This window comes from Flavobacterium sp. PL11 (genome assembly GCF_035985025.1).
In the GTDB taxonomy this organism is placed as follows: Bacteria; Bacteroidota; Bacteroidia; order Flavobacteriales; family Flavobacteriaceae; genus Flavobacterium.
Genome location: NZ_JAXCIA010000004.1, coordinates 47971 through 63461, shown reverse-complemented (window position 1 = coordinate 63461; position 15491 = coordinate 47971). Strand labels below are relative to the sequence as shown.

The following is a 15491-nucleotide window of genomic DNA, read 5'->3' as shown; positions in this document are numbered from 1 at the left end:
TTGATAGTTCTCAACCTCTGTTTGGTTTTCCTATTATTTACATTTATATCTTTTCGGTATGGCTTTTTTCCATCGCTATTTCTTTTATAATTATAAAAAGATATGATGAATAGTATTGGACTTCTATTAATTCTAGTGCTATACTTGGCAATTCTTTTTTTTATAGCCCATTGGTCTGAAAAAAGAAGTCATTCTAAATGGACAAACAATCCCTACGTCTATTCATTTTCATTAGCCGTTTATTGCACTGCATGGACTTATTACGGAAGTATAGGTGTAGCGGCAGAATCTGGATTAAGTTACTTAACAATTTATTTAGGTCCTATAATTATTATTCCAGCTTGGATCATAATTCTCAAAAAAATTATTAGTATTTCAAGAGTCAATAAAATCTCTAGTATTGCAGACTTTATTTCTTTGCGGTACGGGAATAGTAGATTTCTAGGTGCATTAGTAACTCTGATTTGTATTTTTGGGATTGTACCTTATATTGCCTTACAGCTAAAATCTATTTCGGATACTTTTCACATTGTTACTAAAACGGGCTCTAGCGGAAATATTTTTACTGATACTACAACCTACGTGTGTTTAGCATTAGCACTCTTTGCCTCCTATTACGGGACTAAATATGTAGATGCTTCCGAAAAAAGACGTGGAATAGTAACAGCAGTAGCAATGGAATCTATTTTAAAACTAGTTTTCTTTTTGATTGTTGGCGTATATGTAACCTACTTTGTTTTTGATGGCTTTGATGACATTTATCAGCAGGCATCTTTGCTAAAAGATTTTGATAAAAAAAACACTATCGGCGGTTTAACTAACGGCATCAACTGGTTTTTCCTTTGTGTCTTATCTATGTTTGCCATTTTTTTACTTCCTAGACAATTTCATGTAGCAATTGTTGAAAACAATAAAGAAACACATATCAAAACCGCAGTCTGGTTATTCCCTTTGTATTTGTTACTGTTTAATCTTTTCGTTTTTCCAATTGCTTGGGGAGGTAACATACTTTTTGATGGTAGAGGCCATAATTCAGACACCTATTCATTACTGATTCCGCAATTATTTAATAATACTACCTTGACTGTTTTAGTGTTTTTAGGTGGATTTTCGGCTGCGATTTCAATGATAATTGTTTCCTCGATTTCACTATCTACTATGTTAAGCAATAATCTTTTGATTCCGTATGGATTTATAGGATCACTGGAAAACGTTTCACAAGAAAAAAATAACAAACGAATTGTAAACAGTCGAAAGGTTGGTATTTTTTCGCTAATCATTTTGTCTTATGTGATTTATAGGGTTTTTATTTTAGATTACTCTTTATTCTCTATTGGATTAGTAGCTTTTGTAATTATTGCACAATTAGCACCAGCCTTTTTTGGCGCTATATTTTGGCGAAGAGGGTCAAAAAGTGGTGCAGTTACTGGAATAATTTTAGGTTTTTTAATGTGTTTATACACTCTATTGATTCCTTATGCTATAGGAATTTCGAAATCTACCAGTCTTTTTATTCAGCAAGGACCTTGGGGAATTACACTTTTAAAACCTTTTCAATTATTTGGATTGGACTATTTAGAGCCTATCCCGCATGCTGTTTTTTGGAGTTTACTTATTAACATAGTAAGTTATTTAGCCATATCTGTAAGTTTTAAAGGCAATTATAGAGAACGTAATTATGCAGAAATGTTTGTAGATATTGATAAGTATATCACTAATCATGAAAATGCTTTTATATGGAAAGGAACCGCTTACATCAGTGATATTCAGAAAGTATTATGTCGTTTTCTAGGTGAAGAAAGAACAAAACGTGCATTGACAATTTTTAATCTAAAATACAATGTGGATAAAAACAGCACCATAGCCGATGCGCGATTTATAAAATTTGCAGAAAACTTACTCACAGGCCATATAGGTACGGCTTCCGCCAAAATTTTAATATCAAGTGTTATCAAGGAGGATAAAATCAGTTTGCCAGAGGTATTGCGAATTTTAGAAGAATCCAAAGAAAACCTGATCATCAATAAAAAATTAACCGATACGTCCAATGAATTAAAAAAAATCTCTGAGCAGCTGAAAAATGCCAATTTAGAGTTGGTAAATAAAGACATTCAAAAAGATGAATTTCTGGATACTGTTACCCATGAATTAAGAACCCCAATTACGGCTATTCGTGCAGCAAGCGAAATCCTCCATGATGACGATGATATTCCAGAAGAACTGCGGAAACAGTTTTTACAGAATATTATTTCTGAATCCGATCGCTTAAATCGCTTGATTGATAAAATATTAGACTTAGAGAAATTTGAAACTGGAAAGCAAAAAATTTACTTATCTAAAAATGATATTTCAAAAACGGTCAAAAACACGCTAGTTTCATTACAACAGTTAATTAAAAACAAAAAAATTAATATAGAATTTCCCGAGGCCTCCACAGTAATAAAAGCTTTTTACGATGAAGAACGAATTATTCAGGTCGTTACTAATTTACTTTCAAATGCTATAAAATTTAGCGCTTCTAGCAACGGGAAAATAACCATTTCGATTAGAGAAAAGAAGGGAAACATCGAAGTGAAAATTCACAACAATGGCAATGGGATTAAGAAAGAAGATTTTGAAGCAATTTTTGATAAATTCTATCAGTCGCGGAATCAAAACGTAAAAAAACCAATCGGAAGTGGATTAGGCTTAGCCATTTGCAAAAAAATTATTGCCCATCATAAAGGACAAATTTGGGCAGAAGAAAATGTTCTAGAAGGCGCAACTTTCATTTTTACACTACCTAATTATAATACAACTGAAAATAATTAAAACATGAAAAAAATTTTAATTGTAGACGATGAACCTAATATCGTAATGTCATTAGAATACACCTTCAAAAAAAATAATTTTGAGGTATTTATTGCCCGTGACGGACAAGAAGCATTAGATATTTTAAGAAACCAGCTTCCAGATATAATCATCCTCGATGTGATGATGCCTATGGTGGACGGCTATGCCACATTAGCGCAGATTAAAAAAGACAAGAAACTGGCACATTGTAAAGTGATATTTTTATCCGCAAAAAATAAAGAAATAGATATAGAAAAAGGACTTTCACTAGGTGCTAATTTATACGTAACTAAACCTTTCTCCGTGAAAAAATTAGTAGATCAAGTTCATGAATTAATGCAATAAAAAATAAATTCAATACCATGACATACAAGGAAATATATACAGAAAGCATCGAGCAACCAGAAAAATTCTGGAAAAAACAAGCGGATGCAATTGATTGGTACACCAAGCCTGAGGTTATTATCTCAACAGATGAAAATGGATATCCGCTATGGTATAAAGATGGAGAATTAAATATTTGTTATTTAGCGCTAGACAAGCACATTCAAGATGGTTTTGGAGATCAAGTGGCTTTAATATATGATTCACCCGTAACGCAAACCGTAAAAAAATATACTTTTTTAGAAGTTAAAACAGAAGTGGCAAAACTCGCTGGAGGAATGCTATCGCTTGGGTTAAAAAAAGGAGACACAGCAGTTATTTATATGCCCATGATTCCACAAGCGGCTTTTGCAATGCTAGCATGTGCGAGAATAGGGGTGACACATTCCGTTGTTTTTGGTGGTTTTGCACCGCATGAATTAGCCATTCGTATTGACGATTGCAAACCCAGATTGATCATTACAGCCTCGTCAGGTATTGAGGTCGATCGATTAATTGCTTATAAACCTCTAGTTGATGAAGCGATCGCACTGGCCTCACATACACCTAAAAAAGTGATTGTTTTCAATAGAAAATTAGGGGCTAGAGTTCCATTTAAAAAATACGATGTCGATTATGATGCTTTGGTTTACGGCTCAGAAGAAGTTCCTTGTGTTGCTGTAAATACTACACATCCTTTATACATTTTATATACATCAGGCACAACAGGAAAACCAAAAGGTGTAGTGAGAGACACAGGCGGCTGTGCCGTTGCATTAAAATTTTCTATGACTCATATTTACAATGTACAACCAGATGAGGTTTTTTGGGCTGCTTCAGATGTGGGATGGGTTGTAGGACATAGTTTTATTGTTTATGGACCATTAATAAACCGTACTACAACCTTAATTTTTGAAGGAAAACCTATTAGAACTCCAGATGCAAGCACTTTTTGGAGAATAATTGCAGAGCATAAAGTAAATGCTATGTTTACCGCACCTACTGCCATTCGTGCTATTAAAAAAGAAGATCCAGATGGCGAATTTATTAAACAATATGATTTAAGTTCGTTAAAAACGCAATTTCTTGCTGGTGAGCGTTGTGATATAGCCACTTTAGAATGGTATCAAAAACACATTCCTGCCCCAGCAATTGATCATTGGTGGCAAACAGAATCAGGATGGCCTATGATTGCTAATATGATGGGAGTGGAACAACTCGCTATTAAACCTGGCTCAGTAGGAAAAGCGGTTTGCGGCTACGACATCCAAATTTTTAACGAAGAAGGAATCGAATTAGCACCCAATCAAGAAGGATATGTGGTAGTTAAGCTACCTTTGCCGCCAGGCACATTACTGGATTTATGGAAAGACAATCCGAGATTTAAAGCAGGTTATTTAAATCAATTTCCAGGTTATTATTTCTCAGGAGATGGCGGTTACAAAGATGATGACGATTATATTTTTATCACAGGAAGGGTTGATGACGTAATAAATGTGGCTGGACATCGCTTATCAACAGCTGAAATGGAAGAGATCGTTTCTTCTCACACCTCTGTTGCAGAGTGCGCTGTGATTGGGATCAATGACGCTTTAAAAGGACAAATCCCCTTAGCGTTAGTGGTAACCAAATTAAATGATGATATAGAAAATTATCAATTAGAACAAGAAGTAATCAAATTAGTTCGACAGCAAATAGGTGCGGTTGCCTCGCTTCAAAATGTGGTTGTTGTAGAGCGATTGCCTAAAACACGTTCTGGTAAAATTCTGCGTAAATTAATGAGAAATATCGCTGATGGAGAGGATTTCCAAATTCCATCTACAATTGATGATGAGAGTATTGTGGATGAAATTGACAAGGTGCTAAAAAAATACAAAATAGGAATTTATAATATAAAATAAACACAACTAAATCTATCTTTAAAAATGAGTCGTTATAAAATTAACAATTTAGAAGAATACTTTAAAGAGTATAAAAAATCAATTCGCGAACCTAGAAAATTTTGGGATAAAATCGCTGCTGAAAACTTTACTTGGTACCAACAATGGGATAAAGTAGTCGATTTTAATATGGCGGAAGCCGAAATTAAATGGTTCACTGAGGCAAAAGTAAACATCACAAAAAATTGTATTGACAGGCACCTTGCTAAAAACGGAAGTAAAACCGCTATAATTTTTGAACCTAATAACCCAACAGAAGAAGCGGTTCATATCACCTATGATGAACTGCATCAAAAGGTGTGTAAAATGGCTAATGTTTTAAAAGAGCAAGGAATAAATAAAGGAGATCGCGTGTGTATTTATTTGCCTATGATTCCTGAATTGGCTATTACAACTTTAGCCTGTGCTAGAATTGGAGCGATCCATTCGGTGGTTTTTGCAGGATTTTCAGCATCAGCATTAACAGCAAGAATAAATGACAGCGAATGCAAAATGGTGATCACATCTGACGGTGGTTATCGCGGCAATAAAACTATTGATTTAAAAAGCATTGTTGATGAAGCCTTAGAAAAAAGTTCGTGTGTCGAAAATGTTTTAGTAGCCAAAAGAATTAATACCAATATAAATATGAAAGAAGGTCGTGACCAATGGTTACAGCCTCTTTTAGACCAAGCATCAGATAATAATGCAGCTGAAATTATGGATGCTGAAGATCCGTTGTTTATTCTTTACACTTCAGGCTCTACTGGAAAACCAAAAGGAATGGTACATACTACGGCGGGATATATGGTTTATGCCGCTTACACCTTTAAGAACGTGTTTAATTATGAAGAGAACGATATTTTTTGGTGTACCGCTGATATTGGTTGGATAACGGGACACTCCTATATTTTATATGGCCCGTTGTTAAATGGTGCTACGACTGTAATTTTTGAAGGCGTGCCTTCGTATCCTGATTTTAGCCGTTTTTGGGAAACCATAGAAAAACATAAAGTAACGCAGTTTTATACGGCTCCAACTGCAATTCGCGCTTTGGCAAAAGAAAACTTAGAATATGTTCAAAAATATCCGCTAGCTTCCTTGAAAGTTATTGGGTCTGTTGGCGAGCCTATCAATGAAGAAGCTTGGCACTGGTATAATGACCACGTAGGAGGAAAAAGATGTCCACTAGTTGATACGTGGTGGCAAACAGAAACAGGAGGAATTTTAATTTCGCCTCTAGCCTTTGTAACACCAACAAAACCAACGTATGCATCGCTACCCTTACCAGGAATACAACCTGTATTAATGGATGAAAAACGAAATGAAATAGAGGGAAATCAAACTACTGGAAGTCTCTGTATCAAATTTCCTTGGCCAGGAATTGCTAGAACGATTTGGGGAGATCATGAGCGTTATAAAGAAACTTATTTTTCTGCCTTTCCAGGCAAATACTTTACGGGTGACGGCGCTTTGCGTGATGAAGTAGGATATTATAGAATCACAGGACGTGTAGATGATGTTGTAATTGTTTCTGGTCATAATTTAGGAACGGCTCCTATTGAAGATGCGATTAACGAGCATCCAGCAGTTGCGGAATCAGCTATTGTGGGGTTCCCACATGATGTAAAAGGAAATGCTTTATACGGTTTTGTAATTCTAAAAGAAACTGGAGAATATCGCGATAGAGAAAATCTAATGAAGGAAATCAATCAACAAATTTCAAATCATATAGGACCTATAGCCAAACTAGACAAAATTCAATTTGTGTCTGGATTACCAAAAACACGTTCGGGAAAAATTATGCGTAGAATTTTAAGAAAAATTGCAGAAGGAGATTATTCTAATTTTGGTGATACCTCAACATTATTAAATCCTGAAATTGTAGATGAAATTAAAGACGGGAAAATTTAATTTTTGGTTTTTAATTGTAGTGAAAAACTGCTTCAGTAATCGAGCAGTTTTTTTTTAATAAAAAAAGCTGCATATTTCTATGCAGCTTTATTATTTTTAAATTTCGTTTTAGTTTTTTAAAAATTTCAACACTTTACTATTATTATTTTCATCTACTACTTTTACAATATAAAGTCCTTTCGCTAAATTGCTTATTGGAAATTGATATCCTGCTGCCTGATTTGCATTAAAACTTTTAACCAATTGACCACTTATAGAGAAAATTTCTAATTTGGTAGTCGATTCATTTAGCATCAGGTAATCAGCTGCTGGGTTGGGATAAAGTTGTATAGTGGCTACGTCCTCATAACTAGCAATAGCTAAGGCAGCAGTTTTATTTCCATAAATTCTATATCCACCAGCTTCAACACTAATAGGACTTGATACATCACTGACATTAATTGAAGTATTATCCATTAAATTATACCAAGTACCTGGATAAGGGAAACCAGTAGGAACTGATGCGGTATTCACATCAAAATTAGCTAGTATTAAAACATCTTTAAGCTGTGCACCTGATAATGATGGATTCGTTATTTTAATCGTTTGTAACAAAGAAGATCCACTCGCAATCGTTGCATCTCCTAAAAAAACAGGCTCAGTAGTTTTCATACTAATCATTTTAGACCAATCAGTGTAAATTTTATTTCTATTGCTGTTGCCAAGCCAATTATTCACCCATTGCGGCTGTGGTTTAGTATCTAATTTACAATCTCCAGCAGTAGCATCTGATGGTGTATTTACACTTCCATCAGCACAAGTGAAAATAGAATATTCCCATCCTAATTCTCCAAATTGCCAAATCATTTTTGGACCTGGAATTAATAAAGAAACGGCCCCAATTGCTGACATTCGAGATAATGAAACCTCTAAATTTTTTACATTATGACTGCTATTGTTACTGTTGCCAAATTGCAGGTTTTTATAAAGCAAGCGTTCCTCATCATGACTTTCGGCATAACCCATTAATCTTTTGGCTGTAAAGCCACGACTTGTACTTGTCATTCCTGAAATATTCCCAGGATAACCCATAGACAACTCATTATAAGGATCAGTTAGTTTACCCCACATCATAATTCCTTTGCTTGGTGTTTCTCCAATTCTATGATTAGCCCACTGTTGTTCCTCATTGTTTGTGCCTAAATGCTCAAAAATAACATAATGAGTAGGATCCAAGCTCCAAGAATAATCAGCATATTGTTTTAAAACATCTACTCTGTCTTGCTGATAACCATTTGTACAACTCTCATTACTTGCAGTACAATTTTGTGTAAAGCCTTTAGTCAAATCCCAACGAAATCCATCAATTTTATATTCTTGAATCCAATGTTGAATTACTCTTTTTACATAATTTTGAGTTCCCGGTAATTGATGATTAAAATCTTCGCCAACATTATAACTATGTTTTGCAACCGTATTAAAGTATGGGTTTTCAATAGACGGAGATCCGTAACCGTCACCATCAGCGTCATTCATCCACATTCTTACCATTGGATTTCGACCAAAAGCGTGATTTAAAGCGACATCAAGAATTACTGCAATTCCGTTTTGATGGCATACGTCAACTAATTCTTTTAACTTGCTTGAAGTGCCGTAGAATTTATCTAAAGCCATGTGAAATGAAGTGTTATATCCCCAACTTTCATTGCCTTCAAATTCCATTACGGGCATTAACTGGATTGCATTTATTTTCAAATTCTTGAAATAATCAATTCGGTCAATAATACTTTGATAATTTCTTGAGGCATCAAAATCTCGTACTAAAAGTTCATAAACAACTAATTTTTCTTTTTGCGGCTTTACAAAATTTGTTGTAGCCGTACTCCAAGCGTAGGCCGCTTGTCCAGTTTGTAACACAGTCACTTCCTTATCTTGTCCCACCGGATATACAGGTAGGTTAGGATAAGTAGTGGCAGGTATCCCCGCATCTTCATTTGGCGATAAAACTAAAGTAGAATAGGGATCAGCTGTTTTTACTAATGAGGGCGAGTTTGCCACTGGCGTTGCATCGACCACCCAATATTGATAAGTATAATTTACGCCAGAGGTAAGTCCCGTAAGCTCCAACCAGAATTTTCCTGAACTTGGATCTTTTTTCATTGCGTAATTTACGTTAGGCTGCCATAAATTAAAACTTCCTGCAACATAAACAAAATCTTTGAGTGGCGCATCTAGTACCAAAGTAGCTTTAGTTGCATCAGCAATATTATAGTTGATTCCATCAACCATTCCGCTAGGCATAACAGCTGAAATTGTCACTGGATTAACAATAGCAGAAAACTTTTTAATTATTGTAATACTACCTTGTGTAACTTCTAATTCATAATTTTGGTTTGCTATAATATTGGTTTGTGTATAACTATAATTTGCTGTAGCATTATTGTTATTTATAGTAGAACCATTTGATTTTAAATTATAAATTGCATTTCCACTAGTATTCGTCGCAGCGATCGTCAAACTACCACCAGATGCTATAATAGTCGCGCTATTTTCAGTAGGTGAATTTAAAGTAACTTGAAAAAGTCCAACTTCAGATACAAAATCTTGTGATTTTTTGTCACCAGCACCATTTTTAACTTTGATTAAATAGCCTATTTTTCCAATCCCGTTTCTATTATAAAAAGTGGTTGGTGTAAAAGTTTTAGTATAGGTATCTGAAATCGAATTGTAGGTAAACTTATTAGCTTCGTTTGAAGATGACCAGCTCCCATTTGTTGGGCAATCAACACTATTTAAATCATTACTATCAAAAGACCAAGTCCATAAATACAAGGAATTATCACTGATTCCCCAAACTGATTCGTTTACCGAATTGCCATTTACAGTAATGGTTATAGAAGTTGTTTCTTCAAATGGGTTTGGACTGATCGAGCTTGCAAGGTTTTGGACTTGCGCAGAAACCACCGTTGAAATGAAACACAATAAAAAAGGTAAAATTTTTTTCATAATGCAATTATTTTAAGTGAATAAAAAAAGGGCCATCCGCGGACAGCCCTTATCATTAAAAAATTTAATTTTTCTTAATAGTGTATGTTTTAGCATTAAAATCGATAACAACACTATAATTACCTGCTGAGGTAATAGGAATATTAGCTCCACCTGCATCTAAAGTTAAATCATTGCCATCATCTCCATAATTAGTTGTCCAAGCATCATCTAATCTAAATTTGATTTCTCCTGCTTTTAATGGGCCTGTGTACGAATATTTTTTAGTACTTAAACTATAATCTAAATTGGTATCAGGGTCATCCCAACCATTTGGAGTTGCCGATCCTATAATTCCCCAGTTTGGCCATGCTGGATATGGAGTTACTGCAATAGTGAAAAAATTAGACATTTGCGGTAATGAACCAACTCCTCCTACTGACGATTTTACACGAACATCAATTTTAGAAGATACAAAAGGTGCAAAACCAGCATCTAAAGCGGCAGCATTAAGATCTCCAACAGTAAAACTTTTAAACTTATCAGTAGTTGTAGCAACTACAACAGCTGAAGCAAAGTTAGTACCTGCTTTTGCCATTTCTAAACTGTAGTTTACAACAGTAGTAGTGCCTTTATATTGAGCATCATCCCAAACAAATGTAGTTGCAGCATTCGTTGCATTAGCATTGCTCAATACAATACTAAAATCTGATTTAGGGGTTAATAATACAGGAGCAGTAGCTGCTTCTATCATCGGTCTGTCTTCAACATCATCAGCATTACAAGAAACTGCAAACACTGCTACAAATGCAATTAATATTTTGTGTATATTTTTCATTTTTATAATTTTTTAAAGTTAATTAATATCCAGGATTTTGTTTTAATGTAGGATTGGCTTGAATATTTCTAGCAGGAATAGGCATCAAATCTCTATACGATTCAGTAGCGTTTCCATTGATTGAACCGCCTTTCCACTGCCAAACTTTAGTGCCTCCAGTGAATTTTCCAAAACGGATTAAATCAGTTCGTCGATGACATTCCCAAAATAACTCTCTTGCTCTTTCATCTAAAATAAAGTCTAAGGTTAGATTTGATGATAACACTAATTGTGCATTAGCTCTTGTTCTTAACTTATTTATATATCCTACAGCTGTAGTGATATCTGCACCAGTAGCACCTCTTACAGCACATTCAGCATACATCAAGTAAGCGTCTGATAATCTGTAGACTGGAAAATCAGTATCAGGAATATCATTCCTTTGCGCTGAAGTACCATCTGAGTTTTTATTTATATATTTAGTTACAGCGTATCCATTAGTAAAAACCCCTACATTGTTAATTTCTAAGGTTTGACCATCTGTGTAAAATGTACCACGCTTGTCAGCAATTGCATTTACATCTGGAAACAAATTAACAAACTCTCTACGAGCTCTAATGCCTTGCCATCCACCGTCCATGCCTCGTGAAGCAGCGTCTAAACTACCTCCTATTGAAGCATGCATAATAAAACTCATTCCACCACCAGTTGCTCTAATGGCATTACCATCACTTACAATTGGGAAAATAACTTCATTTTGAGCACCATTTCGGTTATTATCAGCTGAAAACAAATAAGAATAAGGAATATTTGCAAAGGTATAAGCTGACTTATCAATTATATCTTTTAGGACTACTGTAGCTTCATTGTATTTAGCCGTACCCGTATATACTTTCGCATTTAAATAAATTTTAGCTAATAAGAATTTAGCGGCTGTTTTATCAACTCTACCGTATTCATTGGTTTTCGAAGCAGCAAGACTATTGTCTAAATCCTTTAATTCCGATTCGATATAAGCAAATACTTCTGCTCTAGTTTTTTGTTCTGGATAAAAGAAACCAACTGGATCATTTTCAGTAGTGATAGGAACATTTCCAAATAAATCCATTAGGTTATAATATGAAAAAGCTCTTAAAAAACGAGCTTCAGCTCTAAATTTAGCTATTTCAGCTTTTAGATTTGAGTCAACATTTCTTGCTGCTAATTTATCATCTGTTGTTTGTCTTAAAAACTCATTAGCAACGCTAATATGATAAAAAGCTCTTGAAAAAGTTCCTTCTAAAAACTCATTAGCGGGCGACCAAGTTTGCGCATTCATTGTTGGTAAAGTACCATCAGCCCAAGCTATAATTGCTTCATCCGTTGTTAATTCTTGAGTTACAAATAGCAAACGCAAATAACTACTAAAGTCTCCTCCTATTCCAGCAATATCCGCAGTTCCATCTCCATCATTTCCTCCTACATACAAACCAGCATATAATTTTGCTAAAACTTGTTTATAAGATGCTGGATCTTGGAAAAAAGCTTCAGATAAAAACTCATCATCATCTCCAGGAGTAACATCTAAGTCATCCGTACACGATACAAGCGTCATATTTATTCCTAAAATAATTAGAAAAAAATAAGATATCAATTTAAATGATTTTTTCATTTTGTTAAATTTTAAATTTGTTTTCAGTGTTCTTTTACAGATTTACATTTACTCCAAGTAAAATTGTTCTAGCTCTTGGGTACACATTATTATCAATCCCATTAAATCTTTCTGGATCTAAGCCATTGTATTTAGTTAAAATAAGAACATTTTGCACTCCTGCTGTAAATCGTAATGAAGCAGATTTTAATAAAGTCTTGTCAAAAGTGTATCCTACAGTAATATTATCTAGTTTTATAAAAGAAGCATCTTTAACGAAGTAATTTGATAAATAACGCTGCGTACCATTATCTTCAAATGTAAAACCAGTATTGTAATAATCAGAACTTATATTAGACAAGTCAGTTTGTCTTCTTAATCCAGCGTCTAAGTATCCTAAGTTAGAGCTTACATTATCAAAAATATAATTCCCTAAACTAGCTCTCCAATTCATAGTAAGATCAAACTTTTTATAGTTTAAACTAGAGAATAATCCAAAAGTGTAGTCAGAAGCTGGTTTGTGATATCTATAACGATCACCGGCATCGATCTTTCCATCTTGATTTCTATCCGCATACGCCCCTTGTATTGGTCTTTTATTGCTGTCGTATAATTGCTCAAACACTAAAAATGAATTAGGTGTAAATCCTACCGTATTAATTTGTATTTTATTTCCACTACCTCCTGCTATATTATCACCGGCTAAATAACCTTGGAAACCTGGAACTGTTATTCCTAGATTAGATATTTTTTGATCGATAAAAGTAGTATTGAACGCTACATTCCAAGTCAAGTTTTCATTTTTAACAATATCTGATTCGATACTAAATTCTACTCCTTTTGTTCTTACACTACCTACGTTAAAGAAACCTTGATTTCTAATATTAGCTCCATCAGGAACAGCGATATCTGCTAATAAATCAGTAGATTCCTTATCAAAATAGTTGATAGATCCTGTTACTCTATTATTAAAAAATCCATAATCTAAACCTACATTCATCTCAGCAAGTTCCTCCCACTTAATATTCTCATTATACCCTTCAGGTCTTGCAGTCGAATAAACTGTATTGCCAAAAATATATTGGGAACTAATAGTACCTAATGTTACACGTCTAAGATAATCGTATTGAGCCGATATATCTTGCTGACCCGTTGTACCATAACCCACTCTTAATTTTAAATTTGATACAGTATTATTATCCTTTAAGAAAGCTTCTTCTGAAATATTCCATGCTAATGCAGCTCCTGCAAAGTTACCCCATCTGTTATCTTTAGAAAAACGTGAAGTACCATCTCTACGATAATTTAAAGTAAGTAGATATCTGCTATCATATCCTAAATTTAATCTTCCAAAGTAGGATTGTAAGTTGATATCTGGATCCGTTGCTACATCCTGCTTAGGGTTAGGCTGTCTCAATTCTCCTGACTCAAATCTCTCTTTTTGAAATAATTGATAGTTATAACCCGCCGTTACATCCACCTTAATTTTGTCAAAATCTTTGGTATAATTAAGATAAGCATTTAAGTTTTTGTTTTGAAGTGCGTCAGTATAATTAGAATAATTCCCCAAGTTTACATAACCTGCATCAGTAAATGATTTTGGTTGAAAACCCAAAACACTATTTGTACTCACTTCAGAAAATCCACTACTATCAAATCTATCAATGCCTGCTTCTACAACAGTTTTTAGGTCTTCAAAGAAATGTAATTTATAATCTAATCTTACATTTCCCCACTTTCTTGTTGAAGTAGCTCTACGCTCATCTTGATTTAATCTTGCTACAGGATTTCTAGCTGGTAATAATGGTAAATTCCCATTAGATTCAAGCCACTCATAATATCCACCATAACGTGAGTTAGTCTTATAAACGGATTGAGTTGGGTCAAACCCAATAGCACTACCAATAACGGCACCTTCATCTTGAAATCTATTTTTTCCAAATGATAAATTCCCACTAATATCAATCTTCAAATGATTATCAAATAAAACTGGATTGATAGAAACTGATGTTGTAGTTCTTTCGAAAGAAGTGTTTCTTAAAATACCAGGATTATCTGTGTTAGCTACTGAGAGACGTACTGGTAATTTATTAAACAATGCACCACTAACTGAAATATTATTGTTAGTTGTCAACGCAGTATGAAAAATTTCATCTTGCCAGTTGGTTGACGATTTCCCTAATAATGCTTTTTGAGCGGCAGAACCTTTTTCATTTACTACGGTGCGAATTTGATCTGCACTTAAGACATCTATAGTATTAGCCACTGTATTGATACCTACTTGAGAACTAAAATTAACTTTTACTCGCCCTTTGCTACCTTTTTTAGTGGTAATAACAATAACACCATTAGCGGCTCTAGATCCGTAAATCGCTGCAGCTGATGCATCTTTAAGAACGGTAAATGATTCAATATCATTTGGGTCAATCGTTGATAGAATACTAGTTGCTCCAGATGGAACAGCGTTACTTAATGGCAAACCATCTAAAATTATTAAAGGCTCATTTGAAGCATTTAACGATGACCCACCTCGAATACGAATATCTGCTTTAGCTCCTGGAGCTCCTCCTCCAGTAACATTTACTCCAGCAATACGACCACTAATTAAACTTTCAGGAGTTACATTAATCCCTTTATTAAAATCTTTTTCCGCGATTTGAGAAACAGATCCTGTAGCATCCTTTTTCTTTACCGTTCCGTAACCCACTTGAATTATTACTTCTTTTAATTGATTTGCATCTTCTTCAAGAGATACATTAATTAACTTTTGAGAAGAATAATCAACAATAATTGTAGTGTAACCAATAAAAGAAAAAACGATTTTATCACCATTTTTTAAATTTCCCAGTTGGTATTTTCCGTCAAAATCAGTAGAAACGCCATTGGGCGTTCCTTGTACATTCACATTCACTCCAGGAATTGATTGTCCCGATACTTTATCTAAGACAGTTCCACTTACAATATTCTGAGCTAGAACACTAAAAGGGAGTAGCAGTACTAAAATTAACAACTTCTTATAAATTGTTTTCATACTTTTTGTTTAATTTAATTT

Annotated in this window: 8 protein-coding genes; 4 read left to right on the top strand and 4 right to left on the bottom strand. The window is 34.3% G+C overall.

The window, feature by feature from the left end; genetic code table 11:
• The first annotated feature begins 105 nt into the window (after positions 1 to 105).
• The 4 genes from RCH18_RS03400 to acs are packed head-to-tail and all read left to right on the top strand — an operon-like array spanning position 106 to position 7028.
• Positions 106 to 2811 carry an ATP-binding protein gene (locus tag RCH18_RS03400; RefSeq protein ID WP_326935442.1) on the top strand — a complete coding sequence of 902 codons (2706 nt, stop codon included), beginning with the start codon at positions 106 to 108 and terminating at the stop codon, positions 2809 to 2811.
• Between the two features lie 3 nt (positions 2812 to 2814).
• Entirely contained in the window at positions 2815 to 3177 is a 363-nt protein-coding gene (locus RCH18_RS03395) for a response regulator transcription factor (RefSeq protein WP_326935363.1), read from the top strand.
• The gene (locus tag RCH18_RS03390; RefSeq protein WP_326935441.1) at positions 3174 to 5096 is read left to right on the top strand and encodes an AMP-binding protein; all 1923 of its coding nucleotides are present in this window, start codon (positions 3174 to 3176) and stop codon (positions 5094 to 5096) included. The genes RCH18_RS03395 and RCH18_RS03390 overlap by 4 nt, the downstream gene beginning before the upstream one ends.
• 24 nt (positions 5097 to 5120) lie before the next feature.
• A complete protein-coding gene (gene acs / locus RCH18_RS03385) occupies positions 5121 to 7028 on the top strand; it encodes an acetate--CoA ligase (protein WP_326935362.1) in 1908 nt (635 codons plus the stop codon).
• Positions 7029 to 7136: 108 nt separating this feature from the next.
• On the opposite strand, the gene RCH18_RS03380 is transcribed toward acs, so the two are convergent.
• The 4 genes from RCH18_RS03380 to RCH18_RS03365 all read right to left on the bottom strand — a co-directional run bounded on the left by RCH18_RS03380 (position 7137) and on the right by RCH18_RS03365 (position 15470).
• A complete protein-coding gene (locus tag RCH18_RS03380) occupies positions 7137 to 10013 on the bottom strand; it encodes an alpha-amylase family glycosyl hydrolase (protein WP_326935361.1) in 2877 nt (958 codons plus the stop codon).
• Positions 10014 to 10077: 64 nt separating this feature from the next.
• Positions 10078 to 10830 carry a SusE domain-containing protein gene (locus RCH18_RS03375; protein WP_326935360.1) on the bottom strand — a complete coding sequence of 251 codons (753 nt, stop codon included), beginning with the start codon at positions 10828 to 10830 and terminating at the stop codon, positions 10078 to 10080.
• Between the two features lie 22 nt (positions 10831 to 10852).
• Positions 10853 to 12460, bottom strand: coding sequence for a RagB/SusD family nutrient uptake outer membrane protein (locus tag RCH18_RS03370; RefSeq protein WP_326935359.1), 1608 nt, complete (start codon positions 12458 to 12460; stop codon positions 10853 to 10855).
• 34 nt (positions 12461 to 12494) lie between these two features.
• Positions 12495 to 15470 (bottom strand): SusC/RagA family TonB-linked outer membrane protein, encoded by a 2976-nt coding sequence (locus RCH18_RS03365; protein WP_326935358.1) that lies wholly within the window; start codon positions 15468 to 15470, stop codon positions 12495 to 12497.
• Positions 15471 to 15491: the final 21 nt, after the last annotated feature.

Excerpts from the sequence above, each read along its gene's own strand:
- acs (WP_326935362.1), top strand. The coding sequence starts at position 5,121 with ATGAGTCGTTATAAAATTAACAATTTAGAAGAATACTTTAAAGAGTAT.
- RCH18_RS03375 (WP_326935360.1), bottom strand. The coding sequence starts at position 10,830 with ATGAAAAATATACACAAAATATTAATTGCATTTGTAGCAGTGTTTGCA.
- RCH18_RS03365 (WP_326935358.1), bottom strand. The coding sequence starts at position 15,470 with ATGAAAACAATTTATAAGAAGTTGTTAATTTTAGTACTGCTACTCCCT.
- RCH18_RS03400 (WP_326935442.1), top strand. The coding sequence starts at position 106 with ATGAATAGTATTGGACTTCTATTAATTCTAGTGCTATACTTGGCAATT.
- RCH18_RS03380 (WP_326935361.1), bottom strand. The coding sequence starts at position 10,013 with ATGAAAAAAATTTTACCTTTTTTATTGTGTTTCATTTCAACGGTGGTT.
- RCH18_RS03395 (WP_326935363.1), top strand. The coding sequence starts at position 2,815 with ATGAAAAAAATTTTAATTGTAGACGATGAACCTAATATCGTAATGTCA.
- RCH18_RS03370 (WP_326935359.1), bottom strand. The coding sequence starts at position 12,460 with ATGAAAAAATCATTTAAATTGATATCTTATTTTTTTCTAATTATTTTA.